The sequence below is a fragment of the Polaromonas sp. CG_23.6 genome, from assembly GCF_029892315.1.
In the GTDB taxonomy this organism is placed as follows: domain Bacteria; phylum Pseudomonadota; class Gammaproteobacteria; order Burkholderiales; family Burkholderiaceae_C; genus Polaromonas.
This window is the reverse complement of sequence record NZ_JARXUY010000001.1, coordinates 73,529-98,841: the sequence shown is the minus strand read 5'-3', so window position 1 is coordinate 98,841 and position 25,313 is coordinate 73,529. Positions and strand designations below refer to the sequence as shown.

The window sequence follows — 25,313 nt, the reverse complement described above, 5'->3', positions numbered from 1 at the left end:
GTCCGTCAAAAGGGCCGAAGTGCGTCGGCAAGGTCGGTGGAATTGGGGTTGAGCCGAAGGTTGCGTTCGACATTGGCAATGTGGTGCTCCATCAGCCGGATCGCCGTACGGGCATCGCGCTTTTCGAGCGCATCCACGATATGCACGTGCTCGTCCTGGGAATGCACGGCCGAATGGGCTGACTGGTACATCAGCGAGATCAGGGACGAGCGGCTGAGCAGATCGGCCAGCAACTGGGCCAGCACCTCGTTGCCCAGCAGGCGCGCGAGCAGCACGTGAAAGTCTGCCAGCAACCGCGTGCGGCCCGGAACATCAGTGCGCCTGACGGCTTCTTGCTCGTCACGCAGGTGCGCCCGGAGTTGCACGATGTGCGCATCGGTGATTTGCGCGCAGAGCTGGCGCACCATCGCGGATTCGACCATGGCGCGCACTTCAAACACCTGGCGGGCCTCTTCGATGCTGGGCATGGCGACGGATGCGCCGCGCGCCGGCTCCAGCACGACCAAATGCTCGCGGCTGAGCTGGTTCAAGGCCTGACGCACGATGGTGCGTGAGACATCAAAAATGTCAGCGATCTTTTGCTCGGTGAGCTTGGTGCCCGGCATCAGCCGGCGCTCAACGATGGCGGCGGTGATCGACTCCACAATGCGTTGTGTCGAGCCCGGTGGCGCCGCCTGTTCCCTGGCCCCGACAACCTGAAGATGGTTAAGTTGTTTCATGAATGTTTGTGATCAGGTGTTCATTTTGATTTTCAAAGTGTATACAATTTATTTCAGTAAAACAAGTTTCCATCATGTTCAGACTCTGAGGTTTGGGATGCATGTCAGTTTCATTGTGTTTTAAAAAGGAGAATTTTTATGGGTCATCTCAGTACCCACGTGCTCGATACCATGAACGGTTGCCCCGCTGCCGGCATGAAGGTGACATTGCAGCGCGTCAAAGGCGAAAGCTTCGAAACCCTCAAAACCCTCACCCTGAATGCCGATGGCCGCAACGAGGGCGGGCCGCTGCTGGACGCCGGCAGCATGGCTGTCGGGCGTTATCGGCTGCTGTTCGAGGTCGCTGCTTACTTCCGTGCCCGTGGCGCCGTGCTGCCCGAGCCGGCATTTGTCGATGTGGTGCCGATTGACTTTGGCATCGCCGATGCGCAAGGCCATTACCACGTGCCCTTGCTGGTCACACCCTGGACCTATTCGACTTACCGGGGCTCTTGAGCGTTGGCTGGTTGGCCGGGTTCTTGCATGATGTTCAGCAATGTAAAATTTTTACACGATAACGGGAAAACCCTGTGAATCCGTGCTGTGAAAACTGTATACATTAATTCCACGTCGCCGCGGAGCCCGAGTCCGCCAGCCCATTTAAGGCTGGTTTGCCCGGTTGCGATGTCCACTCCTTAGAGAGCCCGCAGTGGTAAGGGGAAAGCGCAGCGCATGGCGGCTGTGCATTCCTTGAATTGCGAGCGTGCAAATGGATACCGCATACCTTCTCGACTGGGCCAACCTGCTGCTGCGCTGGGCCCACGTCATCACGGCGATTGCATGGATCGGCTCGTCGTTTTACTTCGTCTTTCTCGACAGCAGCCTGACCCAACCCGAAGACCCTGAACTGGTCAAAAAAGGCGTGGACGGCGAACTCTGGGCCGTGCACGGCGGGGGTTTTTACCACCCGCAAAAATACCTGGTCGCGCCCCGGCAGATGCCGCAAAACCTGCACTGGTTCTACTGGGAGAGTTACTCCACCTGGCTGACCGGCTTTGCGCTGTTCACGGTGCTCTACCTGTTCAACGCGGCCACCTTCCTGGTCGATAAAAGCGTTTACGACTGGTCTGCCGGCGCGGCCATTGGTGCCTCGCTGGGCTTTCTGGTGGTCTTCTGGTTTGTCTATGACACCATCTGCCGCACGCTGGGGCGCAAGAAAAACGGTGATCTGATCGTGGGCGTCTGCATTCTTGCCTTTGTCATGTTCGCTGCCTGGCTGGCCTGTCAGCTGTTCGCCGGGCGGGCGGCCTTTTTGCTGGTCGGCGCCATGCTGGCCACCGCCATGAGCGCCAATGTGTTTGTCTGGATCATTCCCGGCCAGCGCAAGGTGGTGGCCCAGCTCAAGGCCGGCCTGCCGGTTGACCCGGTGTATGGCTGGCGTGCCAAGCAGCGCAGCGTGCACAACACCTATTTCACGCTGCCGGTGCTGATTGCCATGCTGTCCAACCATTACGGCTGGCTGTATTCGGCCAAGGGCAACTGGCTGGTGCTGGTGGCCCTGATGCTGGCCGGTGCCCTGATCCGCCACAGCTTCGTGGCCCGCCACAAGGCCGGTGTGCAGGGCAAGCGTGCGCCTTGGGAGTATGCGGGCCTGGGCGTGGCCCTGCTGGTCGGGCTGGTGGTGTGGATGGCGCCACCGCCGCCATCGGCCGCTGCCATCGCGGCGGCGGGCAAGCCGGTCAATTTTGCTGAAGTCAAGATGGTTATCGACCAGCGCTGCGTGCTGTGCCACAACGCGCAGCTGCAAAGCAAGGGCGTGGCCCTGCACACCCCCGAACTCATCAAGCAGCATGCCCAGGCGCTGTACCAGCAGGCGGTCGTGCTCAAGATCATGCCGATGAACAACGCCACGCAGATCACCGATGACGAACGCGCCGTGCTCAAGCGCTGGTTTGAAGCGGGCGCGCCGGTCAACTAGACCGGCCGGCGCACCGCATCCGGCACTGCGCACCAGGCAGGCATCGCCCCGGCCCGTGGCGTGAACGGGCTTTTTTCCCCGCACCCAAAACGACCCCCAAGGAGACAAGCATGACCCCTGCGACCGTGCATCCGGTAGATGAAAAGCTGCCCATCGGAAAACTCACCGCGCTGGGCCTGCAGCACGTGATGGTGATGTACGCCGGCGCCATCGCCGTGCCGCTGATCGTCGGCCGCGCGCTGAAGCTCTCGCCCGATCAGGTGGCCCTCTTGATCTCGGCCGACCTGTTCGCCTGCGGCATCGTGACGCTAATCCAGTCGCTCGGCTTTGGCCGCTACTTCGGCATCCGACTGCCGGTGATGATGGGCGTGACGTTTGCGGCCGTCGGGCCGATGGTGGCCTTCGCCAATGCCATGCCCGGTGTCGAGGGGGCGCGCGCCATCTTTGGCGCCATCATCGGCGCGGGCGTGCTGTCGATGCTCATCGCGCCCCTGATCAGCCGGCTGCTGCGCTTTTTTCCGCCGGTGGTCACCGGCACCATCATTGCCATCATCGGCATCAGCCTGATGCGGGTCGGCGTGGGCTGGGCCGTGGGCGGGCCGGCGCAACTGGCGCAAACGGTCGATGTGCCCAAGCTGGTGGCCATGGTCGACAGCGCCAAGGCCGCGGCAAGCGCAGCTGCAGCGGCTGCTCCGGCAGGCGCGGCGCTGCCGGCCATGAAGCTGCCCGGGCCGATCCCGATGCTCGACAACCTGGCCTACGGCGCGCTGGACAACCTGGCAATTGCCGCCTTTGTGCTGGTGGTCATCTTGCTGCTGGTCAAGTTCATGCGCGGCTTTGTGGCCAACATTTCGGTACTGCTGGGCATGGCTGCCGGCTGCGTGCTGGCCATCTCGCTGGGCAAGATGAACTTCGACAAGGTCGGCAAGGCGCACTGGTTTGACGTGGTCACGCCGTTTGCCTTTGGCCCGCCAACCTTTGACATCGTGATGATCCTGACCATGACGCTGGTCATGGTCGTGGTGATGATCGAGTCGGTCGGCATGTTCCTGGCGCTGTCGGACCTGACGGGCAAGAAGATCAGCCAGGCCGAGATGGCCGCCGGCCTGCGCACCGACGGACTGGGCACGCTGATCGGCGGCATTTTCAACACCTTTCCGTACACCAGCTTTTCGCAAAACGTCGGCCTGGTCGGCGTCACCGGTGTGAAGAGCCGCTGGGTCTGCGTGGCCGGCGGCGTCATCATGATCATCCTGGGCATGCTGCCCAAGATGGCGGCTTTCGTCGAGTCGATTCCGATCTTCGTGCTGGGCGGCGCCGGGCTGGTGATGTTCGGCATGGTCGCGGCCACCGGCATCCGCATCCTGTCCACGGTGGATTACAAGGGCAACCGCAACAACCTCTACATCGTCGCGCTGGCCATCGGGTTCGGTTTGATTCCGCTGGTCGCGCCGCGCTGGATGCAGCAGATGGCGCACAGCCTGCACCCGCTGCTTGAATCGGGCATCTTGCTGACCGCCGTGTCGGCGGTGCTGCTGAACCTGTTCTTCAACGGCGCCAAGGCCGACGTGGGCAGTTCCATCGAGGCGGCCAAACTGGCCGAGGCGCATTGAGGCACCCGCTGCCCTTTTTCCGTTGCTTTCCCTTTTTTCGTCCTTCCTTCCTGCTCATTGCTTCAAGCCACACCATAATGAAACCACTCCTGCGATCGCTCTCCCTGGCCTGCCTGGCCGCCACGGCATTTGGCGCCCAGGCGCAAAGCTCGGTCACCCTGTTCGGCCTGGTTGACATGAGCATTGGCTCAAGCAAGGCACCGGGTGGGCTGCGCCAGACCGGCGTGGACAGCGGCAAGCTGACCACCAGTTACTTCGGCATGCGGGGCGCCGAGGATCTGGGCGGCGGCCTGTCCGCCGTGTTCAGGCTTGAGAGTTTTTTGCAAGCCGACACGGGCGCTTCGGGCCGCTTTCCTGGCGACACGCTGTTTTCGCGCAGCGCATCGGTGGGCTTGTCGAGTAAAAGCCTGGGCACCTTCACGCTGGGGCGCAACACCACGCCTCTGTTTATTTCCACCATATCGTTTAATCCCTTTGGCGACTCTTACGGCTATGCGCCCAGCGTCCGCCACTACTTCACCAGCGGCACGGTCACCGGCGACTCGGCCTGGAACAACTCGGCGCTTTACACCAGCCCTGAGTTTGGCGGCTTCAGGTTCGGTTTGATCGGCGCAGTGGCTGCGCCCAAGACGAGTGGTGCGGGTTCGAGCAATGGCACGAACTGGGGCGCCAACGTCGGCTATGCCGGCGGCCCGTTGTCTGCCGCGCTGGTCTACCAGTCGGCCAGAAAAGACGAAACCAGGCCCGTGCCGGCGGCAGTGCAGGCCGACACGCGGACCTGGCAGCTCAATGGCGCTTACGACTTCACGGTCGCCAAGGCCTTCGCGCAGTACGGCGAAGTCAAGAACACGACGATCGCCAATACATACCGCATCGCCGAACTCGGCGCCCGGGTGCCGGTCGGTGCGGGCGCCGTGCTGGCGGCATGGGGACGCGTGGCACCCAAGACAGGACCTGACCGCAACACGGTTTCCCTTGGTTACGACTACAGCCTGTCCAGGCGCACCGATATCTACGCCGTTGCGATGCGCGACAAGGTCGAGAACCTGTCGAATGGCAGCAGCTACTCGGTGGGTGTGCGCCACCGGTTCTGACGGGCCGTCGAAGCCGTTTGGAGGGACTGTATGCTATTAATTAAATAGCATTAAGTGCATGCTAGATAAGCGGAAAAGACCTGAAAAGCATAAAAATTAAGCTGCTCAGCTACTTCAAAGTGCGTCACATCGCCTGACGCCACCAGTCGCCCGCCAGCGCTTGCTGCAAAAATCCGCTGAAGCTCGTCACCTTCAGCGGCACCAGCTTGGGCGAGGGAAACACGGCATGCACTTCCTGCTCGGGCAGCCCGTGGTCGGCCAGCACCGGCAAGACCGCACCATCGGCCAACGACTCGCGTGCGACGTACCAGGGCAGCACGGCCAGCCCCATGCCGGCGCGCGTGGCCGCCAGCACTGCCGACAGGTTGTTCGAGCGCAGCAGGCCTTTTACCGGTACCGACAGTTTCTGGCCCGCCGGGCTGACCAGGCTCCAGCGGTCGTCGCCCTGCACGCTGCTGTACACCACGCAGTCGTGCGCGGCCAGGTCGGCCGCGCTGCCCGGCGAGCCGCGCGCCAGCAAATAGGACGGCGCCGCCACCATCAGCCACGGATTGGTGCCCAGGTAGCGCGCGCCCAGTGTCGAGTCGGCCATCGGCCCCATCCGGATGGCCAGGTCAACGCCTTGCTCGACCAGGTTCACGTAGCGGTCGTCAAAGCTCAAGTCCAGCGTGATGTCGGGGTGCTGCTGCCTGTAGCGCAGCACCAGCGGGGTCAGCACGCGCCGGCCAAATGCCACCGAGGTGCTGATGCGCAGGTGGCCGCCGACCTTGCTTTGCAGCAGCGTGGCCAGGTTGTCGGCTTCCTCGATCTCGCGGGCAATCAATTTGCATTTTTCGTAGTAGAGCGTGCCCACCTCGGTCAGCGTCACGCCGCGTGTCGAGCGGTGCAGCAGCCGCGCGCCCAGGCGCTGCTCCATCGCGGCCACCGCCTTGGTGGCCGTGGGCTGGGTGATGCCGGTCTCTGCGGCAGCCTTGCTGAAGCTGCCGGTCTCGACGACGCGGATAAAAAGTGCAATGCCGGTGACGCGATCCATGGCGTTGACTGTAAACCCGCTTTGCCTATTTATTCCACATTGGAATAGGTCTTATCGATGCAATGGGATTCACAGCCGAACACGTCAAAGGAATGATGGAGCCATCTCAACAAGGAGCAAGCAATGGCAAAAATGAAGGCCGCAATGGCCGCCGTTCTGGTGATGGAAAAAGAAGGCGTGACGCAGGCCTTCGGCGTGCCGGGCGCGGCCATCAACCCGCTGTATGCGGCCATGCGCGAGCGCCAGTCGATCGCCCATATCCTGGCGCGGCATGTCGAAGGCGCCTCGCACATGGCCGAGGGCTACACCCGCGCCAAGGCCGGCAACATCGGCGTGTGCATCGGCACCTCCGGCCCCGGCGGCACCGACATGGTCACTGGCCTGTACTCGGCCAGCGCCGACAGCAGCCCGATCCTGTGCATCACCGGGCAGGCGCCGCGCGCCCGGCTGTACAAGGAAGACTTCCAGGCGGTCGACATCGAAAGCATTTCCAAGCCGCTGACCAAATGGTCCTACATCGTGCGCGAACCCGGCCAGCTGCCCCGCGCCTTCCAGCAGGCCTTTCACCTGATGCGCTCGGGCCGGCCCGGCCCGGTGCTGCTCGACTTGCCGTTCGACGTGCAAATGGCCGAGATCGAGTTCGACATCGACACCTACGAGCCGCTGCCGGTGTACAAGCCGTTTGCCACGCGCAAGCAGATCGACAAGGCGCTGGACATGCTGGCTGCTGCCGAGCTGCCCTTGATCGTCGCCGGCGGCGGCATCATCAATGCCGATGCGTCTGACTTGCTGGTCGAGTTTGCCGAGCTGACCGGCGTGCCGGTGATTCCGACGCTGATGGGCTGGGGCACGATACCCGACGACCATCCGCTGATGGCCGGCATGGTCGGCCTGCAGACCAGCCACCGCTACGGCAATGCGACGATGCTGGCCAGCGACTTTGTGCTGGGCATCGGCAACCGCTGGGCCAACCGCCACACCGGCTCGACCGAGGTGTACTGCAAGGGCCGCACCTTCGTGCATGTGGACATCGAGCCGACGCAGATCGGCCGCGTCTTCACGCCCGAGCTGGGCATCGTCTCGGACGCCAAGGCGGCCCTGCAGCTGTTCGTCGAGGTCGCCCGGGAACGCAAAGCAGCGGGCCAGATGGCCAGCCGCGCCGACTGGGCCGCCCGCTGCGCCGAACGCAAGCGGCTGATGCACCGCAAGACCCATTACGACAACATTCCGATCAAGCCGCAGCGCGTGTACGAGGAAATGAACAAGGTCTTCCCGCGCGACACGGTGTATGTCAGCAACATCGGCCTGAGCCAGATTGCGGCCGGCCAGTTCCTGAACATCTTCGGCCCGCGCCAGTGGATCAACTGCGGCCAGGCCGGCCCGCTGGGCTGGTCGATGCCGGCAGCGCTTGGCGTGGTGGCGGCCGACCCGACGCGCACGGTGGTGGCCATCACCGGCGACTACGACTTCCAGTTCCTGCTCGAAGAGCTCGCCGTCGGCGCGCAGTTCAAGCTGCCCTATGTGCATGTGCTGGTCAACAACTCCTACCTGGGCTTGATCCGCCAGAGCCAGCGCGGCTTTGACATGGACTTTTGCGTGCAGCTGGCGTTTGACAACATCAATGTGCCCGACTCGGACGACAAGCTGCGCAGCTACGGCGTGGACCATGTGGCCGTGGTCGAAGGCCTGGGCTGCAAGGCGCTGCGCGTCAAGGACCCGGCCCACATCGAGGCAGCGCTGCGGCAGGCGCGGGTGATGGCCGCCGAGCACCGGGTGCCGGTGGTGGTCGAGATCATCCTGGAGAAAGTCACCAACATCGCCATGGGCACCGAGATCAACAACGTCAACGAGTTCGAGGACATCGACTGCCGCCATCCCGAAGGGCTCAAGGGCCTGGAATTGGCCGGCTTGCTTGAATAGTCGCGGTGCCACCCCGCACACCCATAACTTCAAGGAAACAGACATGCCGCGTTTTGCTGCCAACCTCACCATGCTCTTCACGGAAGTGCCGTTTCTGGAACGCTTTGACAAAGCTGCCCAAGCAGGCTTCAAAGCCGTGGAATTTTTGTTTCCGTATGCCTGGCCGGCCGAAGAAATCCGCCAGCGCCTGGAGGCCCATCACTTGACACTGGTGTTGCACAACCTGCCCGCCGGTGACTGGGAAGCCGGCGAGCGCGGCATCGCCTGCCTGCCTGAGCGGGTGGCGGAATTCCGCGAAGGCGTGGCCAAGGCCATCCTCTACGCCCAGGCGCTGGGCGTGAAGCAGCTCAATTGCCTGGTCGGCAAGGCCCCGGCCGGCGTTGCCGACGACGTGCTGCGCCAGACGGTGGTCGAGAACCTGCGCTTTGCCGCCGCAGAATTGAAGAAGGCCGGCCTGCGCCTGTTGATCGAGCCGGTCAACACCTTCGACATCCCGGGCTTCTACCTGTGCCGCACGGCGCAGGCGGTGGCGATCCTGGAAGAGGTCGGCGCCGACAACGCCTTTGTTCAGTACGACATTTACCACGCCCAGCGCATGGAGGGCGAGCTGGCCGCGACGATGCACACGCATTTGCCGCGCATCGGCCACATCCAGCTGGCCGACAACCCGGGGCGCCACGAGCCGGGCACGGGCGAGATCAACTACGCCTTCCTGTTCGCGCACCTGGACCGCATCGGCTACGACGGCTGGATCGGCTGCGAATACAAGCCCGCCACCACCACCGAGGCGGGTCTGGACTGGCGCCAGCGGCTGGCGCTGTAAGCCCCTGAATAGTTTAAAAAACCAGGAAAACTCCTCATGACTTCACACCCCCTGAAAATCGGTTTCGTCGGCCTGGGCATCATGGGCGCGCCCATGGCCAGCCAACTGATCCAGGCCGGCCACCAGCTGTTTGTCTACACACGCGGCAAAACGCCGGGATCGATCGCCAGCAGCAGCGCCACCCAGTGCCTGAGCGCGCGCGGCGTGGCCGAGAGGGCTGACGTCATCATCCTGATGGTGCCCGACACGCCCGATGTGGAGGCTGCGCTGTTCTCCGAAAAAGGCATCGCCGCCGGGCTGACAGCCGGCAAGGTGGTGGTGGACATGAGCTCCATCTCGCCCATTGCCACCAAGACGTTTGCCCAAAAAATCAACGTGCTGGGCTGCGACTACCTCGACGCCCCGGTGTCGGGCGGCGAAGTCGGCGCCAGGAACGCCACGCTGTCGATCATGGTCGGCGGCCCGGAAGCGACGTTCGAGCGCATCAAGCCGCTGTTCGAGCTGATGGGCAAGAACATCACGCTCGTCGGCGGCAACGGCGACGGCCAGACCGCCAAGGTGGCCAACCAGATCATCGTCGCGCTGAACATCGAGGCGGTGGCCGAGGCGCTGCTGTTTGCGGCCAAGGCGGGTGCCGACCCGGCGCGGGTGCGCCAGGCGCTGATGGGCGGATTTGCTTCCTCGAAAATTCTGGAAGTGCATGGCGAGCGCATGGTCAAGCGCACCTTCGATCCGGGCTTTCGCATCGAGCTGCACCATAAGGATTTGAACCTGGCGCTGTCCAGTGCCCGCGCGCTGGGGGTGGCCCTGCCCAACACCGCGATGGCGCAAGAGCTGTTCAATTCCTGCGTCGCCCATGGCGGCAAGGCCTGGGACCATTCGGCCATGGTCAGGGCGCTGGAGATGATGGCCAATTTCGAGATCGGCCAGAAAGCGGCTTGAGCTTTGCGGGAAGGGTGACGACGCAGGTTGATGTTTTACTCATGAATTGATAGCTGAAAACGCAATGCATTCGTGCGCAATCGGTATTTTTCATTAAAAAAATTATCGTGAGCCGGTTGGCGCCGCAGGCGAGGCAAAGCCACAGCCCCTGGTCAGCCTTTTCCCGGCGCCTGCGGCATCGGCCCGGCGCGCTTATGCTGGCAGGCCTGCACCGGGCCGGGCGCCCGGCCATCCACCGTACCGGAGTTTTATCGACATGCGTTACAACCCCCTGGGCCGCACCGGCCTTTTCGTTTCCGAACTGTGCCTGGGCACCATGACCTTTGGTGGCTCAGAAGGCATGTGGCGCCAGATCGGCGCGCTGCAACAAAACGACGCTGAAGCGCTGATTGGCCAGGCGGTCGATGCCGGAATCAATTTCATCGACACCGCTGATGTGTATTCGGAAGGTGTCTCCGAAGAGATCACCGGCCAGGCGCTGAAAAACCTCAAGATTCCGCGTGACAACGTGGTGGTGGCGACCAAGGTGTTTGGCCAGACCGGCGAAGGGCCGAATGGCCGGGGTCTCACCCGCAGCCACATCCTCGACGGCGTCAAGGCCAGCCTCAAGCGTCTGCAGCTCGACCACATCGACCTCTACCAGGTTCACGGCTTCGACCCTGCGACGCCGATGGATGAAACCCTGCGCGCCCTGGACCAGCTGGTGCGCCACGGCCATGTGCGCTACATCGGCGTGTCCAACTGGGCCGCCTGGCAGATCATGAAGGCGCTGGGCATATCGGAGCGCCTGGGGCTGGCACGCTTTGAATCGCTGCAGGCGTATTACAGCGTGGCCGGACGCGACCTGGAGCGCGAACTCGTCCCGATGCTCAAAAGCGAAGGCGTCGGGCTGATGGTCTGGAGCCCGCTGGCGGGCGGTTTTTTAAGCGGCAAGTACAGCCGCGATTCGCCGGGCCAGCAAGGCCAGGCCGAGGAAGGCAGCCGCCGCATCGCCTTTGACTTTCCGCCGGTCAACAAGGCCAAGGCCTGGGACTGCATCGACGCCATGCGTCCGATCGCCGAAGCCAAAGGCGTGTCGGTGGCCCGCGTGGCGCTGGCCTGGCTGCTGCACCAGCCGCAGGTCACCAGCGTCATCGTCGGCGCCAAGCGGCCCGAGCAGCTGGCCGACAACCTTGCTGCCACCGATGTGATGCTTGGCCCGGACGAGTTGCGCCTGATAGGCGATGCCAGCGCGCTGGCGGCCGAGTACCCCGGGTGGATGCTGGAGCGCCAGGGCGAATACCGGCGCAAGCAGATGATGTCAGCGCTGCAAGAAAATACCTGAGCGCTGCGCGGAGCCGAAGGCGGTTCTTTTGGACCGACTGTCAATTCCGTTTGTGGCGGGTGGTCAGGGCGGCGGCAATGCCTTGCCCCACATGCGCTGCCACAGCCAGGGCAGCGCCGTGGCCAGGTCGGGTCGCTGGCTTTCCAGCGTCGGTGCGGTGCCGCCCGCTGCCAGGTCAGCGGGCTTGCCCAGGTTGAAATTGAAGGTGTAGGCCGGTTCCTGGCCCATGCGCAGGTCCGTCACAAACAGGTTGCCGCCGGACTCCGAAAGGCGGTAAAACCCGTGGCTGAAGTCTGCCATGCGGGCGACCGATGGTTCCTGGCCATAGCGCTCCATGAGCGCTGCGCCCCGGTCATGCGCGCTCCAGCGGATGCGCGGTGAATCGTCCAGCAGCGAATAATGGCCTTCGAAATACTGCGTGGGCGTGGTCGCCACCAGCCGCCAGAGCAGCGTGTTGAACGGCGCGGGCGTGACCAGCAGCCCGCTGGCGGCAATGCCTTCGGCCTGAAGCGAAGTGCGCGCGACCTGCGTGGCCTGCTGCTGCGCCCCGATGCTCCAGCCCAGATACAGCGTGCTCACCACCAGGCCGGCCATGTTCCCGCGCAGGCCGCGCCGGCTTTTCAGGCGCAAGGCCGCCACCACGCCGACGATCAGCGGCACGGTGTAAAGCGGGTCGATGATGAAAATGCTGCCTACTGCAAACGGATAGTCGCTGAAGGGCTGGAGCAACTGCGTGCCATACACCGTCAGGGTGTCGAGCAGCGGATGCGTGAACAGCGCCAGCCACAGCGCCAGACACCAGCGCCTGAACAATGCCGTCTCGCCGTGCAGCCGGCTGACACCCCAGGCCAGCAGCGGCGCTGCCAGCGTCAAAAACAGCAGCGAGTGGCTTTCGGCGCGGTGGCGCGTCATGTTCAAAACAGCATTGCCCTGGTCGATAAAGGCGTCCAGGTCGGGCAAGGTGCCGGCCACGGCACCCCAGAGCGCAGCCTTCCAGACGGCAGTGCGCCGCCCCATGACGGCGACACTCAAGGCCGAACCGAGTGCTATTTGAGTCAGTGAATCCATGGCGCGCAGCTTAGCGCACGCGTGCCAAGCCCGCCCGGCAGCCCGCCGCATGGGCGGTGTCGGGGCGGGACTTCAGGCCTGCACGATGATCGGAAAGTGCGCCCTCAAGCCATCGGCCCCGGGCACAAAGGGCACGGTCAGCGCGGCACGATCTTGCGCATTCAGCCGCCGCCAGAGAAAGTCCCGTTCATTGCCCGCGTCGTCTGCCACATAGAGTTGTGTGGTCAGCAGTTCGCGCCGCTCCAGCCGCACCTTGACATGGATATGCGGCGTGCGCCCGCTGTACGCTGCCGGACGCAGCGTTCGAAAGCGGTAACGCCCGTCGCTGTCTACCGTCACGCGGCCAAAGCCCTGGAACGCCGGGTCGGCCCGGCCGCCGTCGCCGGGGTGGTGGTAGTGGCCTGCCTGGTCGCACTGCCAGATTTCCACCATTGCGCCGGATACCGGCCTGCCCGCCGTGTCCAGCACTGTGCCTTCCACCCAGGCCGCCTGGCCGCGCGAGTAGCTGGCTTTTCCGTTGCGCAGCAGGTCAAAGTCGGTGTCAGCGGGCAGTGCCACCGGGTAGAACGGTCCTTCGGTCTGGCCCGGCGTCGGCTGCAACTGGCGACTCTGCGCCAAGCCAAAGCCGGTGGGCGCCATCGCCGCCGCCAGAGCGGCGGCACCCGTGACGATCAAGGTTCGGCGATTTCCCGACGGATGGGCATCGCGCGCGGTAAGGGGGCGGGGCATGACGGTTTCCCTTCGGTGGTCAGAGCTGTCATTCAACTGCCGGCACTTGGTCTGCTCAGCCAGGCAACTTGTTGAAATTCGGAGTTTTTCCAGATGTGTGCACGCTTGTGACCCAGAGTTTCACACGAAGCGCAATGCCCCACAATACTTTATGTCAGGTCCGATACAAGCCCGCAAGCCGTTTGAGCCCTGCCTGTGCATCCGTAGGTTGCGCAACACAGCAACCAAGGAAACCGCGTGAGTATTGCAGGCAGCGAACTGATTCAACTGACAGGCGAGGTACATGCACCCGCCGGCGGCCAGCTTGCATCGAGCGCTTCAGCCCAGGGCGACTCAGCGTTTCGACTGCTGGCAGATGCCTTGCCCCAGATAGTCTGGATGATGCAGCCTGACGGCCAGCACACCTATTTCAACCAGCGCTGGCTCGACTATTCCGGCGTGTCCCTGCAAGACAGTCTGGTCCACGGGTGGAGCCGGTCCATCCATCCTGATGATTGCGCGCCGGTCGCTGCTCAATGGACCCAGGCGCTTGTCAGCCACGAAGCCTTCGAGGCGGAGTGCCGGCTGCGCCGGGTTGACGGCATCTACCGCTGGATGCTCGGCCGCGCGGTCCCGCAGCGCGACGCGGCCGGCCGTCCCGTCGGCTGGGTGGGCACACTGACCGATATTGACGACCTCAGGCAGCACGCCGAGTTGCTGGACAAAAATCTCTACATGGGCCGGGTTGCCGGCAGGGTGGCGCGCCTGGGCGGATGGACCATTGACCTGCCGGAGCGCACGCTGACCTGGTCGGACGAGAACTGCCTGATCCACGATGTCGCACCGGGCTACACGCCCACGCTGGACGAGGGCATCGGTTACTTTTTCCCCGAGCATCAGCTGCTGGTGACACGCCATGTGAAAAACTGTGCTGAAAACGGCATTCCCTATGAATTTGTATTGCCCAAGCGCACGGCCACGGGTCGGCGCATCTGGGTGCGTTCGATGGGCGAAGCGGTACGCGATGCCAGCGGAACAATCGTTCGCCTTCAGGGCGCGTTCCAGGACATTTCGCAGCAAAAGGAGGCCGAGGCGCGCGCGCTTTCCCTGGAGGCGCAGCTCACCGCCACACTGGAAAGCATCACCGATGGCTTTTGCCTGCTCGACAAGGACTGGAAGGTCACCTTTTTCAATGGCCAGGCCGAGCGCATGCTTCAACGCCGGCGCGAAGATATCTTGGGAAAAATCCTATGGCAGGAGTTTCCCGAATCCCTGGGCACATGCACGGAGCGCGAATGCCGCCTGGCCCTGCAGAATCAGCGTACAACGCGCTTCGAAGCCTTTTACGCGCCGCTGAACCTGTTCATCCGGTTTCACGTCTACCCCACCCAGGACGGGCTGGCGATTTATTTTCAGGACATCACCCAGCAGCGCGCAGAACAGTCGCAACTGCGGCTGCTGCAGACGGCGGTGTCGCGCCTGAACGACATCGTCATCATCACCGAAGCCGTCCCTTTGGAAAAAGGCGGCCGGCGCATCGTGTTTGTCAACGACGCCTTCGAGCGCCAGACTGGCTACAGCAACGCTGAAATGCACGGCCATGCCTCCGGGCTGCTGTGGGGGACCGACACCCAGCGGCCCGAGATGGACCGCATTCGCGCCGCCATGGCCCGGTGGGAGCCGGTCCGCGCCGAAATCATCATCTGCACCAAGGACGGCAGCGAGCGCTGGCTGGAAACCGACATCACGCCCATTGCCGACAAGTCCGGCAAGTTCACCCATTGGGTGGCGGTCGGGCGCGACATCACCGAGCGCCGGCAGCAGCAGCAAGAAATCCTCAGCCTGAACACCGGGCTCGAAGCGCGGGTGCTGCTGCGCACCTTCGAGCTGGAGCGGGCAAACCACGAACTCGAATCCTTTGCTTATTCGGTCTCGCATGACCTGCGCACGCCCCTGAGCAGCATCCATGCCTTCAGCCAGCTGGTGGTGAAAATCGATGGCGACCAGGTAAGCGCCAAAGGCCGGCATTACCTGGAGCGTATCGGGGTGGGCGTCAAGCACATGGGCGATCTGATTGAAGGCTTGCTGACCCTGGCCCAGCTATCGCGCAAACCGATCGAGTCAGCGCATGTCGATCTTTCGGAAATTGCCCGGCGCATCGGACGCGACCACCACGAGCGGGAGCCAGGGCGCCAGGCAGCGCTGCAAATTCAGGACGGCCTGAGCGCGCAGGGCGACGCAAGATTGCTGTCGGTTGTTTTTGAAAACCTGCTGGGCAACGCCTGGAAGTTCACATCCCGGGAACCACTGGCACGCATCGAAGTCGGCGGCGTGCCGGATTTCGACGGCAACCTCGTCTTTTTTGTCAAAGACAACGGCGCGGGATTCGACATGGCTTTCGCCCCCAAGCTGTTCGGTACCTTCGAGCGCTTGCATTCGCCGGAGGAATTCCCGGGAACGGGCATTGGTCTGGCCACCGTCAAACGCATCATTGAGCGCCACGAAGGCCGTGTGTGGGCCGAAAGCACGTTGAACGAAGGGGCGGCGTTCTTTTTTACGCTGGGACCAGGGCGAGTGCCGAACGCATGAAGGTTGCCCTGTGCGGCTACCCCCGCCATGAGCAGTGGTGTCGGCCATCAGATCAGGGGGATGTTCTCGTGCTGGGCGACCATTTCCAGTGCGCGCTCGAAAAGCGCGCGGGCAGAGCCTGAAATGGCATGCAGATGGGCATGCAGATGTGCGTCTTCCTCGTTCTTGTTCAGGCACTCCTGGCTGTACTGCTCAAAGCTTGCCAGTTGGGCGATCAGCTCGGCGACGTGCCTGGGGCACTCGCACAGCATATTGCTTGAAATGCCTGCCACCCGCGACAGCGTGTCGTCGGAGTATTTGCGGGGCGGAATCAGCGGGTCGCTGTGAATGACGCCCAGGCTTTTGGCCGTGTCGACCAGCAGCACCGAACTGATCAGGTCCGACAACTCAAAGTCCGAGACTGGCCCGCGCCGTACCAGCGTGCCGGCTGCCCGCATCGATTGCACCACCGCTTCCTGCGCAAAGCCATAGATCACCAGCGTATGCGCCACGCCTTGGTTCAGGGCCAGTTCCTGGATTTGGCTGCGAACACTGTCGTGCAGGGTGTTGACCCTGACCAGCAGGATCTGGGGTGGTTCCCGAAAACCGGCAGTGTCTGCCTGCGCCAAGTCGGTAAAACTGTCGCTCACCCGCAGGCGGCTGCCCAAAAAGGGCCGCATGAACTTTCCGGACGTCACGCGGTTGGCAAGCCCGGCGCCAATCACTGCCAGTGACACCGTGCCGGCCGCCTGCCCTGGGGCTTCAGGCGGGGCAATCGGCGCTTCTTGCGACTGCTGCAGCTTTTCCAGTGCCGTCACCTGCAACGGTGCAATCGTGCTGATGGCATGTCCCTGACGGCTGAGTTGTTTCAGCAGGCTTGCCTTGTGCACATCCATCTGGCTGTAGAGCCGGTGCTTGCCCGTGGTTTTCGACGGTGAAAAGGCATGGTGCCTGACTTCCCAGATGCGAAGGGTGGAAACGGGAATGCCCGTCGCTTTTGCAACTGCACCAATGCGAAAAAGCGTGTTGATCAGTTCTATATCGTTTTGAGTAGGTTTTTGCATAGGTATTGCGTAGATTTAACTGTTTATAACTTAAAAATTCGATTTGTTTCTGTTGTTTTCTAATAATTTTGTTTTATTTGTATAGATTTGGCGTTAAGCTAGTCGCTAATATCTACTCAAAACCGAAAGATTCATCATGCTGATTCCCAAAAGAACGCGGGTTGCCGTCGAATCACTGGTCTATATTGCTGCCAAAGGGGCGCGCCAGCCGATTCCTGCCCGGGAAGTGGCGCAGGCCCTGAGCGTGTCGCTGGCTGGACTGGAAAGCATTTTGCGGGTACTGCGCGAACACCGCTTAGTCAGCTCGTTTAAAGGCCCAGGAGGCGGTTACCAAGTGGAGGGCGATCTGAAAAAATTCACGGTTTTGGACGTGGTGAAGTTTTTCGAAACTTCCCCGCCCAAGGCCAGCAGCGCGTCTGCCTGCGACGATTTTGCCGTTGACTTCCATGAAGCCTGCAAAAAAGCCTTTAATTCAGAAAATCTGCACGACCTGGTGAGTGCCGCAACCTCCAGTGACCTCGCGCTTCCCGTAGCCAAGCCGCGCTTTGCCTTCAGGCCGTTGCCGTTGCCAGTCTGCCCGCGTGGCCCGAACTCGGTATTCCAGCTGCATTCGTGCGACTTTGCCATGCGCAAAAGCGCCGCCTGAGGGGTATATCCCGGTGGGCCTTTGCGGAGCAAAGCGCGGCCATGCCATACCCAGCCCCTCGCTCCGCTGACTTGTTTTTTACCAAAGGACGCGGCCCATGCTGACGCACCTCAGCGACCTGATCGTCGCAGCCAATGTAGGCATCATGCTGTTTTTCACCGTGGCGGTGGCGCCCACCATTTTTGTCGTGCTGCCCCAGGAATGGGCGAGCGCTTACGTGCGATCGTTTTTCCCCAAGTACTATTTGTTTCTGGGTCTGAGCACAGCCGGCGCTGCGGCACTGGCCGGCGTGGCACTGGTGCAGGGCAGCCTGGTTGCGGTGGCGCTTGTCTTTTTCCTGAGCCGTTTCTGGCTGACGCCGCTGGTGAACCGGGCTCGCGACAACCACCAAGGCCGGCTTTTCAAACAGCTGCACACCCTGAGCGTGGTGCTCAACATGCTGCAACTGGCGGTGCTGGTCTGGATTCTGGTCAAAAGTATGGGTGCGGCATGACCCTGCCCACCCCGCCCGAGGGCAATCAGCCCTTGCCTTGCGAGTCGCTCACGGTGTTGTTCGACGGCGCTTGCCCCCTGTGCCGGCGTGAAGTCGGCGTTTATCAATCGCTCAAACCCGCGCGACCGGTGGCCTGGACGGACGTCAGCAAGGCATCGGTCCCGCTCGCGCCTGATGACCGTGCCCGTTACCTGGCGCGCTTTCATGTGCGCCGGGAAGACGGGTCCTTGCTGAGCGGAGCGGCCGCGTTTGTGGCGCTTTGGCAGGTCATGCCGGGCTGGCGCTGGCTGGCGCGTCTGGCCGCACTGCCCGGTGTGACCCCGATTCTTGAGCAGCTGTACCGTGGATTTTTGCGCATCCGGCCCGGTATCCAGTGGCTGGCGCGGGCCTGCGACACATCGCATCTGCCGGCGGGTTTGGTGGCCGACCTGCGTTCCAACCATGCTGGCGAAACCGGCGCTGTCTGGATTTACCGGGGCATGCTGTGCGTGACGCGCGACAAAACCGTGCGGACGTTTGCCAAAAACCACCTGCACACCGAGTTGCAGCACCTCCAGAAAATGTCAGCCCTGCTGCCGCCGCTGCGCCGCAGCTGGTTGCTGGTGGCCTGGCGCATGGCCGGCTTCGTCACGGGCGCCCTGCCGGCTGTCTTTGGGCGCCGGGCGGTATTTGCCACGGTGGCCTCCGTCGAGACGTTTGTCGTGCAGCACTACGCGCATCAAATTGAGGCCCTCACGGCGCAAGCCGGGCACGCCGCCCTGCGGCAGACCCTGGTCGACTGTCAGCGCGATGAAGCCGCCCACCGCATCGAAGCCGAGGCGCATCTCACACATCCCCCCGGTGCACTGCTGGCTGGCTGGTGCAGGGCCGTTGGCCGGGGTTCTGCGCTGGCCGTGACGCTGGCGCGCAGGGTTTGACCTTGGCACGCGCATCGGCATGACCCGAAGAAACTCGCCCAATGACTTCAAGGTGGCCGACGACCTGAGCCGGCTGTCGGAAATCGTGGTCGACAAGCGCAATAGCAAGCGCGCACAAGCCAAGGCCGGGCGCCGCAACCGCCACTATCAAAAGCAGTTTCTGGACAGTGCTGTCAAAACCGGCCTGTATCGCCAAACCAGCGACTAGCGCCGTGCCGGGAGCCTGCGTTAAATCGCCAGCGGGTCCACATCAATCGCCCAGCGCACCAGGCTTTTGAATTCAGCCTGCCGGCGCGTTTCGAACAGCACCGGCTGCCACGCGGCCAGAAACCCCTGCAGCGCCTTGCGCGACGGGCTTTCGACCAGCATCTGGGCGCGTTCGACATTGGCGACGCGCTGGATGGTCATCGGCACGGCCGGGTAGGGCGTGACGTGTTCGTGGCCGGGCAACTGCTGCGCCTGGGCCGCCTGCGCAGCGGCATTCAGGAAGCCCTGGGCGACATCCTGCGTCTTCGCGTCCGCCCGTATGAGCGCTGAAAAACCGAAGGGCGCCAGTCCGGCAGCCTGCCGCTCTTCCAGTTCGCGGGTGGCAAAGGCCGGGTAGTCGTGCCGCTTCAGCGCTTCAAACAGCGGGTGGTCAGGGTGAAAGGTCTGCACCCACATCTCGCTGGCGGCGCTGTGCCGGGCATCGCGGCCGGCGCGGCCCGCTGCCTGCATCATCAAACTGAACAAGCGCTCGGGCGCGCGAAAGTCGCTGGAAAACAGCGCGCTGTCGGTGTTGACGGCGGCCACCAGCGTGATGTGCCTGAAGTCGTGGCCCTTGGCAATCATCTGCGTGCCGACCAGCACATCGACCTCGCCGGCATGCACGCGGGCCAGCTGCGATTCGAGCGAGCCCTTGAGCCGCGTGCTGTCGGCGTCGATGCGGGCAATGCGCACCGGCTCGCCGTCGGGCCGGGTCACGCTGGCCAGCAATTCGGCCAGGTGTTCTTCCAGCCGTTCGGTGCCGCGCCCGACCGGCGCAATGTCGATGTTGCCGCAGCTCGGGCAGGCGTGCGGCACGCGCTCGGTGAAGCCGCAGTGGTGGCAGCGCAGCGTGCGGTCGATCTTGTGGAACACGCGGTAGGCGCTGCAGTGCGGGCAGTCGCTTTTCCAGTCGCAGTCGAGGCAGGCCAGCACTGGTGCATAGCCGCGCCGGTTCAGGAAAATCATCGACTGTTCGCCGCGTGCCACCCGCTGGCAGATAGCCGCCAGCAGCGGCGGGGCGATGACACAGTGCCGGGGCTGGTGGTTCATGTCCACCCGCCGGACGGTGGGCAAGCCATTGTTTGCCAGGTTGACCGCTTCGCCCGATGGCTGGCCAGCGCCAATTCGTTCTTCCATATCGAGGCGCTGGTAACGGCCCGCAATCGTCGCCTGCCAGCTTTCCAGCGACGGCGTGGCTGAACCGAGCAACACCCTGCATGTCCTGGTCCCCACGCTTGCCACTTCGTGTGCTGCGCTGCCCTCCGAGGAGGGCGCTGCGCCGGTGGCCGGGCAAAGCCGGTTCTCCGGCCCCTGCTGGTGCAGATCGCCTGTGGCCGTTTCTACCACCGGTCCAGCGCTGACCACTTCTTGTCTGGCGATGGTTTCCAGCCGGGCGCGGTACACCGCCAAATCGCGGGCCGAATAGCGTGCGCCTTCCTGCTGCTTGTAGCTCGGGTCGTGTTCTTCATCGACAACGATCAGGCGCAGGTTCGGCATCGAGGCAAACACCGCCATGCGCGTGCCCAGCACCAGCCGCGCCTGGCCCGAATGCGCGGCCAGCCAGCCCTTGAGCCGCTGGGCCGGCGTGAGCCCGCTGTGCATCGGCACGACGCGTTCGCGGCCCAGATGGGCAAAACGCGCTTCAAACCGGGCTTGCAGCTGCGGCGTGAGGTTGATCTCGGGCACCATCACCAGCACCTGCGCGGTGGGGTCTTGCGCCAGCACTTGGGCAGCAGCGCGCAGGTAAACCTCGGTCTTGCCGCTGCCTGTGGCGCCAAACAGCAATGTGGGCCGCTGCTTTGCGCTGGTTTCAGCATCAAATTGGGCTATGGCGCATGCCTGCTGTGCGCTAAGTGCTATTAATTCGGTAGTATCAGGCCGGCTTTCGACTTGACTTTCCGGCCGCTTGAGCCGGCGCGCCAGTTGCACGCTGGTCAGGTCGCGCAACTGCGGCGGCAGCGCTGCCAGCGCCACTTCGCCCAGCGAGCGCTGGTAATAGCCGGCGGTGAAGGCCACCAGCTTGCGCCAGGTGACCGGCAGCGGGTCCAGCCCGTCGAGCGCGCCGGCAATGTCGCGGATGGTTTCTTCTGCCATGTCGCCGCAGTCCGGCAGCACGTCCCACACCACGCCCAGCACCTCGCGCCGGCCAAAGGGAACGCGCACCAGCGTGCCGGCAACCAGCGGCACGGCGCTGCGGTAGGTCAGTGGTCCGGCGATGGCGCTGTGCGCCGGCGTGGCCACGACGATCTCCAGCCAGTGGCTCATAGCCAGTGCCCTGAAGTGCGGGCGTTGGCAGCAACTCGACCATGGAAATCGCTAAGTCGTTGATTTTTCACTGTTTTGAAGTTGTCCAGATTTTCTGTGGATAACTTTGTTGATAGCTTGTTGCAAGCCGCCGCAGAGCCTTGTAAATCAAGGCTTTCCTTAAATTGCCCGGCAAAAAGGCAATTTAAATTTTCTATATAAATCAACAACTTATGAATGCTATGAGTTTGATAGTACAGTGCCCTGCCAAAGCTGGACCTTGAAAAGCTGTACCACAGGATTTGTGCATAAGTCTTGGGATACATGCTATTTTTTTGTGGTAAAGGGCGCGGGCAGTCCCTTTTTCAGCCCGTTCGCCAGGCTTTCAGCCCTGGCTGGCGCGCAGTCTTCGCGATTGCGAATGCACCGCACGAACCAGCACGTCGACGTTTTCTGGTGGTGTGAACTGGCTGATGCCGTGGCCGAGGTTGAAAATCTGCGCCGGTCCGGTTTGCGTCAAATCGGTGTGCGGCGCGCCGAAGCTGCCCAGCACGGCGGCCACTTCGGCTTCGATCTGTGCCGGGTTGGCAAACAGCACGTTCGGGTCGAGGTTGCCCTGCAGCGCTTTGGCGTTCGGTCCGTTTTCACCGACCAGCGCCCGCGCCCGCGCCAGGTTCACGGTCCAGTCCAGGCCCAGCACTTCGCAGTCGAGTTGCTTCATGGCTTCAAGCCACTGGCCGCCGCCCTTGGTGAACACCAGGCGCGGAATGACAACGCCGTTGTGCTCGCGCTTGAGCTGCGCCAGCACGCGCGCGGTGTACGCCAGGCTGAAGGTGTGAAAAGCCGCATCGGCCAGCACCCCGCCCCAGCTGTCAAAAATCATCACCGCCTGCGCGCCTGCCTCGATTTGCGCATTCAGGTACTGTGCGACCGAATCGGCGTTGATCGCCAGCATCTTGTGCATCAGGTCGGGGCGCTGGTACAGCATGGTCTTGACCAGCCGGTAGTCGCTGGAGCCGGCGCCCTCGACCATGTAGCAGGCCAGGGTCCAGGGGCTGCCCGAAAAGCCGATCAGCGGCACCCGGCCGTTCAGCGCCTTGCGGATCGACGTGACGGCGTCGAACACATAGCGCAGCTTGTTCATGTCGGGCACTTCAAGCTTGTTGACCGCCGCTTCGTCGCGGACCGGCGTGGCGAACTTCGGGCCTTCGCCGAGCTGGAACGACAGGCCCAGGCCCATCGCGTCGGGCACCGTCAGGATGTCGCTGAACAAAATGGCGGCATCCAGCGGGAAGCGCTCCAGCGGCTGCAGCGTGACTTCGGTGGCGTAGTCGGTGTTGGTCGCCAGCCCCATGAAGCTGCCGGCTTTTGCGCGGGTTGCCTTGTATTCCGGCAGGTAGCGGCCCGCCTGGCGCATCAGCCAGACCGGGGTGTGGGGAGTCGCCTGACGCAGGCAGGCACGCAGAAAAGTGTCGTTTTGAAGGGGTGCAAACATCGGGGGATTGTCTCAGGTGTCGGGTTGATGGGGCTGGCTGAGTGGCTGGTTCAGATTTACGGTGGCGTGAAGAATTGGTTTTTTCCCGCAAAGCAAGCGCATCATGCAAATAAGTGACCAAGAATATTTTCGCAGCTGCATCGCCCGCGAGCGCCACCTGGGGCGGCTGCTCGGCCATCAGCACATCGAGGAATGCCATGAAAGCGCCGGAACGCTCTGGGCGGGCAACCAGGCGCTACCAAAGTGGACGCGCGACTGGCGCGCCTGCGGCCCCTTGATGTCCGAGCATGGCCTGGGCATCCGCTACGCCCACGGGCCGGGGCCGGACGGCGTGGCGCGCATCGGCAGCACCACGGTGCATTTCGCCGACCCCCGACGCGTGACCGGGCGGTGATGTACGGCATCGTCAAGGAACTGATCTTCCTGCTGGGGCATGGCAACAAGCTCGCCCGGCCGCTCCCAGGCTTCGTAGACGTAGCAACGTAGCCACGGCGGAACCGATGCGAAGGCCGGCATTTCGATGAAATGGCTGGCTACCACCATGCTGTCGATGCAGAGGTTTCCAGTTCTGCCTTGCATGAGGCAAAAGCCGGACACTTCCAGGTTTTAACGCACAACGCTGTGGTCAATTGATTTTTATTCCTGCATAGACCCCCTGTGTAACCGGAAATTCAGCCGGATTTGACGATAACAGTCAGTTTCTGGGATCCCCCTAGCTGTAAACGCGACTTCGTCGCACCGCGCGCGCGCTTCACCGGCTCAAAAATTCACAGGAGATTTCTTAGCTGAATCAACTGCTGCAATCACCGCAGAAAGGCCCTCTGTGACTACAAACTTTCCCCTGCGAAAACCTGGCTGGCGCGCCGCGTTGGCAAGCGTGCTGGCAGCCTTTTGGCTGACCGCGTGTGGTGGGGGCGACTCTGCGCCCGTAGCCACCGCGCTGGCAACTTCCTCATCCTCGGGGCAGGCTGCCGCGCAACTGCCGGTCGCAGGACAGGCACCGACGGCTGTTCCTGCACAGATGATTGCTCCAGCGCAGGGACAAGTTCAAGAGCCGGCGACAGCGCCCGGCGGCGCGGAATTCAGGGTCAACACGACAATGCTGGGGATAGATCAAAATTCCAGCATCGCCCGGCTAAAGAGTGGCGGCCATGTGGTTGCATGGATTTCCAATACAGAACTGTTCCCCGGCGTAGTCGTGCCACCAAGCGCGCGGGGTGTGTGCACGCAGCGCTACGGCGTCGATGGACAAGCGCTTGGCCAGGAGACCTGCATTGCGCCGGATGCGGTGTTCGTGAACAAACCGGCGCTTGCCGCACTGGAGGACGGGGGCTATTTGCTGGTGTGGCCGGTACGCCAAGCCAATGGCGGCGGCGAGGACCACAACCTCCTTGCGCAGCGCTTCGATGCCAATGGCATTGCGGTTCGCGCCGTGCAGCAAATCAACAGCATCACCTTGAGCAGCAAGCTTTTCTCCAGCGTTGCCGCGGCAGGTTTGGCTGACGGGGGCTATGTAGTGACCTGGAGAGCGCCGCGCACCGCCGATACAAGCCTGGACATCTATGCGCGGCGCTTTGACGCTCAGGGCGTGGCCTGCCCGTGCGGTGCTGAAAAGCGGGTGAACACCTTTACCGACTTGCTCGACCTGGCCTTTCGCACCACAGCGGTTGCAGCGCTGGCCGATGGAGGATATTTGGTCACCTGGGACAGCTCCGGGCCAAGCGGCTTGGCGGGCTCCGCCATTTATACACAGCGTTATGGCGCCAATAATTCACCCATTGGTTCGCCTACCCTGATCACGCCAGACGCATTTGGCGATCAGCTCGGTGCCAGCTTTCCCGCCGTTTCTGGCTTGGCGGGCGGCGGGTATGCCGTGACTTATGTCCTGGCCCTGCGCGAGACGGATCCCGTGATCGCGGTTCAGTCTTTCCACGCCGATGGCTCTGCACTGGCCGCTCCCAGCTTGGTAAATCCCGTGCTCGGGCCACGGCCCACCTGTACGAGACAAGGAAGATTTTTTCCATGCCCACGTCCCGTGGCCTCTCCAGCGGTGGCCGCACTTGACGACGGCGGATTTGTGGTTGCCTGGTCTGAAGGATCAAGCCCTGGTCCTACTCCTGCCATTTTCGTCTCCGAGTCCCAGGCCCGACGCTACGGCGCTGACGGTGCGCCCGCTGGCGCCCCGGGCAGGGTCGCAGCAAGTGGTGTCCGGCCCGCCGTGAGTGCGACATCGCTGGGCGGATTCGTAGTTGTGTTTTCCCAAGTGCGTTTTGGGGGTAGCAGCAACGACGGAATTTTTGCGCGCTATTTCGACGCCCAGGCCTTTCGCGGCAGTGCGGCGCCTTGATCCAGGCGCTTTGCCTGGCCCAGGCGTTGATAGCGCTTGGCGGCCCGGCCGCCATTGCTTCATTATTAATAGCTTGAAACGACCGCTGCTAT

At 63.0% G+C, this 25,313-nt stretch carries 23 protein-coding genes; 15 read left to right on the top strand and 8 right to left on the bottom strand.

Features of this window, described 5'->3' with window-relative positions; genetic code table 11:
- Positions 1-5: 5 nt before the first annotated feature.
- Positions 6-719 carry a GntR family transcriptional regulator gene (locus H4V98_RS00420; RefSeq protein ID WP_196863342.1) on the bottom strand — a complete coding sequence of 238 codons (714 nt, stop codon included), beginning with the start codon at positions 717-719 and terminating at the stop codon, positions 6-8.
- Between the two features lie 138 nt (positions 720-857).
- Between H4V98_RS00420 and uraH the strand changes: the two genes are divergently transcribed.
- The 4 genes from uraH (at position 858) to H4V98_RS00400 (ending at position 5,383) form a co-directional block, all read left to right on the top strand.
- Positions 858-1,214: a hydroxyisourate hydrolase gene (gene uraH / locus H4V98_RS00415; protein ID WP_196863341.1), complete on the top strand. Its 357-nt coding sequence runs from the start codon at positions 858-860 to the stop codon at positions 1,212-1,214.
- A gap of 253 nt (positions 1,215-1,467) precedes the next feature.
- Complete coding sequence (locus tag H4V98_RS00410; protein ID WP_280757197.1) at positions 1,468-2,676, top strand: urate hydroxylase PuuD; 1,209 nt, start codon at positions 1,468-1,470, stop codon at positions 2,674-2,676.
- Between the two features lie 110 nt (positions 2,677-2,786).
- A complete protein-coding gene (locus H4V98_RS00405; RefSeq protein ID WP_196863339.1) occupies positions 2,787-4,289 on the top strand; it encodes a nucleobase:cation symporter-2 family protein in 1,503 nt (500 codons plus the stop codon).
- Between the two features lie 77 nt (positions 4,290-4,366).
- Positions 4,367-5,383, top strand: coding sequence for a porin (locus tag H4V98_RS00400; RefSeq protein WP_196863338.1), 1,017 nt, complete (start codon positions 4,367-4,369; stop codon positions 5,381-5,383).
- Positions 5,384-5,507: 124 nt separating this feature from the next.
- On the opposite strand, the gene H4V98_RS00395 is transcribed toward H4V98_RS00400, so the two are convergent.
- On the bottom strand, positions 5,508-6,416 hold the full coding sequence (locus H4V98_RS00395; RefSeq protein WP_196863337.1) for a LysR family transcriptional regulator: 909 nt from the start codon (positions 6,414-6,416) through the stop codon (positions 5,508-5,510).
- A 123-nt stretch (positions 6,417-6,539) separates the two neighbouring features.
- On the opposite strand from H4V98_RS00395, the gene gcl reads away from it, so the two are divergent.
- The 4 genes from gcl to H4V98_RS00375 all read left to right on the top strand — a co-directional run bounded on the left by gcl (position 6,540) and on the right by H4V98_RS00375 (position 11,425).
- Positions 6,540-8,336 (top strand): glyoxylate carboligase, encoded by a 1,797-nt coding sequence (gene gcl, locus H4V98_RS00390; RefSeq protein WP_280757196.1) that lies wholly within the window; start codon positions 6,540-6,542, stop codon positions 8,334-8,336.
- Between the two features lie 43 nt (positions 8,337-8,379).
- On the top strand, positions 8,380-9,159 hold the full coding sequence (gene hyi / locus H4V98_RS00385; protein WP_196863335.1) for a hydroxypyruvate isomerase: 780 nt from the start codon (positions 8,380-8,382) through the stop codon (positions 9,157-9,159).
- Positions 9,160-9,195: 36 nt separating this feature from the next.
- Complete coding sequence (glxR, locus tag H4V98_RS00380) at positions 9,196-10,101, top strand: 2-hydroxy-3-oxopropionate reductase (protein WP_196863334.1); 906 nt, start codon at positions 9,196-9,198, stop codon at positions 10,099-10,101.
- 256 nt (positions 10,102-10,357) lie between these two features.
- Positions 10,358-11,425, top strand: coding sequence for an aldo/keto reductase (locus H4V98_RS00375; RefSeq protein ID WP_196863333.1), 1,068 nt, complete (start codon positions 10,358-10,360; stop codon positions 11,423-11,425).
- Between the two features lie 63 nt (positions 11,426-11,488).
- On the opposite strand, the gene H4V98_RS00370 is transcribed toward H4V98_RS00375, so the two are convergent.
- Both H4V98_RS00370 and H4V98_RS00365 read right to left on the bottom strand, forming a co-directional pair.
- Positions 11,489-12,493 carry a metal-dependent hydrolase gene (locus tag H4V98_RS00370; protein ID WP_196863332.1) on the bottom strand — a complete coding sequence of 335 codons (1,005 nt, stop codon included), beginning with the start codon at positions 12,491-12,493 and terminating at the stop codon, positions 11,489-11,491.
- A gap of 72 nt (positions 12,494-12,565) precedes the next feature.
- Positions 12,566-13,132, bottom strand: coding sequence for a protocatechuate 3,4-dioxygenase (locus H4V98_RS00365; RefSeq protein ID WP_196863480.1), 567 nt, complete (start codon positions 13,130-13,132; stop codon positions 12,566-12,568).
- A gap of 327 nt (positions 13,133-13,459) precedes the next feature.
- Between H4V98_RS00365 and H4V98_RS00360 the strand changes: the two genes are divergently transcribed.
- The gene (locus tag H4V98_RS00360) at positions 13,460-15,790 is read left to right on the top strand and encodes a PAS domain S-box protein (RefSeq protein ID WP_280757195.1); all 2,331 of its coding nucleotides are present in this window, start codon (positions 13,460-13,462) and stop codon (positions 15,788-15,790) included.
- Positions 15,791-15,837: 47 nt separating this feature from the next.
- On the opposite strand, the gene H4V98_RS00355 is transcribed toward H4V98_RS00360, so the two are convergent.
- Positions 15,838-16,833, bottom strand: a complete 996-nt coding sequence (locus H4V98_RS00355) for a MerR family transcriptional regulator (RefSeq protein ID WP_196863331.1) — start codon at positions 16,831-16,833, stop codon at positions 15,838-15,840.
- A 136-nt stretch (positions 16,834-16,969) separates the two neighbouring features.
- On the opposite strand from H4V98_RS00355, the gene H4V98_RS00350 reads away from it, so the two are divergent.
- The 4 genes from H4V98_RS00350 to H4V98_RS00335 all read left to right on the top strand — a co-directional run bounded on the left by H4V98_RS00350 (position 16,970) and on the right by H4V98_RS00335 (position 19,097).
- Entirely contained in the window at positions 16,970-17,479 is a 510-nt protein-coding gene (locus H4V98_RS00350) for an Rrf2 family transcriptional regulator (protein ID WP_196863330.1), read from the top strand.
- A 97-nt stretch (positions 17,480-17,576) separates the two neighbouring features.
- Entirely contained in the window at positions 17,577-17,972 is a 396-nt protein-coding gene (locus H4V98_RS00345; protein WP_196863329.1) for a DUF4149 domain-containing protein, read from the top strand.
- Complete coding sequence (locus H4V98_RS00340) at positions 17,969-18,889, top strand: demethoxyubiquinone hydroxylase family protein (RefSeq protein ID WP_231374720.1); 921 nt, start codon at positions 17,969-17,971, stop codon at positions 18,887-18,889. Before H4V98_RS00345 ends, H4V98_RS00340 begins: the two co-directional genes overlap by 4 nt.
- 19 nt (positions 18,890-18,908) lie before the next feature.
- Positions 18,909-19,097, top strand: coding sequence for a hypothetical protein (locus tag H4V98_RS00335; RefSeq protein ID WP_196863328.1), 189 nt, complete (start codon positions 18,909-18,911; stop codon positions 19,095-19,097).
- Positions 19,098-19,117: 20 nt separating this feature from the next.
- On the opposite strand, the gene priA is transcribed toward H4V98_RS00335, so the two are convergent.
- The 3 genes from priA to hemE are packed head-to-tail and all read right to left on the bottom strand — an operon-like array spanning position 19,118 to position 22,874.
- Entirely contained in the window at positions 19,118-21,400 is a 2,283-nt protein-coding gene (priA, locus tag H4V98_RS00330; protein ID WP_196863327.1) for a primosomal protein N', read from the bottom strand.
- The gene (locus H4V98_RS00325; protein ID WP_196863326.1) at positions 21,397-21,705 is read right to left on the bottom strand and encodes a hypothetical protein; all 309 of its coding nucleotides are present in this window, start codon (positions 21,703-21,705) and stop codon (positions 21,397-21,399) included. Before H4V98_RS00325 ends, priA begins: the two co-directional genes overlap by 4 nt.
- 59 nt (positions 21,706-21,764) lie before the next feature.
- A complete protein-coding gene (gene hemE / locus H4V98_RS00320) occupies positions 21,765-22,874 on the bottom strand; it encodes a uroporphyrinogen decarboxylase (RefSeq protein WP_196863325.1) in 1,110 nt (369 codons plus the stop codon).
- A gap of 103 nt (positions 22,875-22,977) precedes the next feature.
- Between hemE and H4V98_RS00315 the strand changes: the two genes are divergently transcribed.
- Both H4V98_RS00315 and H4V98_RS00310 read left to right on the top strand, forming a co-directional pair.
- Positions 22,978-23,268, top strand: coding sequence for an aminoacyl-tRNA synthetase (locus H4V98_RS00315; RefSeq protein ID WP_231374721.1), 291 nt, complete (start codon positions 22,978-22,980; stop codon positions 23,266-23,268).
- A gap of 429 nt (positions 23,269-23,697) precedes the next feature.
- Positions 23,698-25,221 (top strand): hypothetical protein, encoded by a 1,524-nt coding sequence (locus tag H4V98_RS00310; RefSeq protein ID WP_196863324.1) that lies wholly within the window; start codon positions 23,698-23,700, stop codon positions 25,219-25,221.
- Positions 25,222-25,313 lie beyond the last annotated feature (92 nt).

Coding starts and splice junctions, on each gene's coding strand:
- H4V98_RS00370 (WP_196863332.1), bottom strand. CDS start 12,493: ATGGATTCACTGACTCAAATAGCACTCGGTTCGGCCTTGAGTGTCGCC.
- H4V98_RS00395 (WP_196863337.1), bottom strand. CDS start 6,416: ATGGATCGCGTCACCGGCATTGCACTTTTTATCCGCGTCGTCGAGACC.
- glxR (WP_196863334.1), top strand. CDS start 9,196: ATGACTTCACACCCCCTGAAAATCGGTTTCGTCGGCCTGGGCATCATG.
- H4V98_RS00335 (WP_196863328.1), top strand. CDS start 18,909: ATGACCCGAAGAAACTCGCCCAATGACTTCAAGGTGGCCGACGACCTG.
- H4V98_RS00315 (WP_231374721.1), top strand. CDS start 22,978: ATGCAAATAAGTGACCAAGAATATTTTCGCAGCTGCATCGCCCGCGAG.
- H4V98_RS00420 (WP_196863342.1), bottom strand. CDS start 719: ATGAAACAACTTAACCATCTTCAGGTTGTCGGGGCCAGGGAACAGGCG.
- gcl (WP_280757196.1), top strand. CDS start 6,540: ATGGCAAAAATGAAGGCCGCAATGGCCGCCGTTCTGGTGATGGAAAAA.
- H4V98_RS00375 (WP_196863333.1), top strand. CDS start 10,358: ATGCGTTACAACCCCCTGGGCCGCACCGGCCTTTTCGTTTCCGAACTG.
- uraH (WP_196863341.1), top strand. CDS start 858: ATGGGTCATCTCAGTACCCACGTGCTCGATACCATGAACGGTTGCCCC.
- H4V98_RS00410 (WP_280757197.1), top strand. CDS start 1,468: ATGGATACCGCATACCTTCTCGACTGGGCCAACCTGCTGCTGCGCTGG.
- H4V98_RS00405 (WP_196863339.1), top strand. CDS start 2,787: ATGACCCCTGCGACCGTGCATCCGGTAGATGAAAAGCTGCCCATCGGA.
- H4V98_RS00345 (WP_196863329.1), top strand. CDS start 17,577: ATGCTGACGCACCTCAGCGACCTGATCGTCGCAGCCAATGTAGGCATC.
- hyi (WP_196863335.1), top strand. CDS start 8,380: ATGCCGCGTTTTGCTGCCAACCTCACCATGCTCTTCACGGAAGTGCCG.
- H4V98_RS00350 (WP_196863330.1), top strand. CDS start 16,970: ATGCTGATTCCCAAAAGAACGCGGGTTGCCGTCGAATCACTGGTCTAT.
- H4V98_RS00340 (WP_231374720.1), top strand. CDS start 17,969: ATGACCCTGCCCACCCCGCCCGAGGGCAATCAGCCCTTGCCTTGCGAG.
- H4V98_RS00325 (WP_196863326.1), bottom strand. CDS start 21,705: ATGTATCCCAAGACTTATGCACAAATCCTGTGGTACAGCTTTTCAAGG.
- H4V98_RS00400 (WP_196863338.1), top strand. CDS start 4,367: ATGAAACCACTCCTGCGATCGCTCTCCCTGGCCTGCCTGGCCGCCACG.
- hemE (WP_196863325.1), bottom strand. CDS start 22,874: ATGTTTGCACCCCTTCAAAACGACACTTTTCTGCGTGCCTGCCTGCGT.
- H4V98_RS00355 (WP_196863331.1), bottom strand. CDS start 16,833: ATGCAAAAACCTACTCAAAACGATATAGAACTGATCAACACGCTTTTT.
- H4V98_RS00365 (WP_196863480.1), bottom strand. CDS start 13,132: ATGGCGCCCACCGGCTTTGGCTTGGCGCAGAGTCGCCAGTTGCAGCCG.
- priA (WP_196863327.1), bottom strand. CDS start 21,400: ATGAGCCACTGGCTGGAGATCGTCGTGGCCACGCCGGCGCACAGCGCC.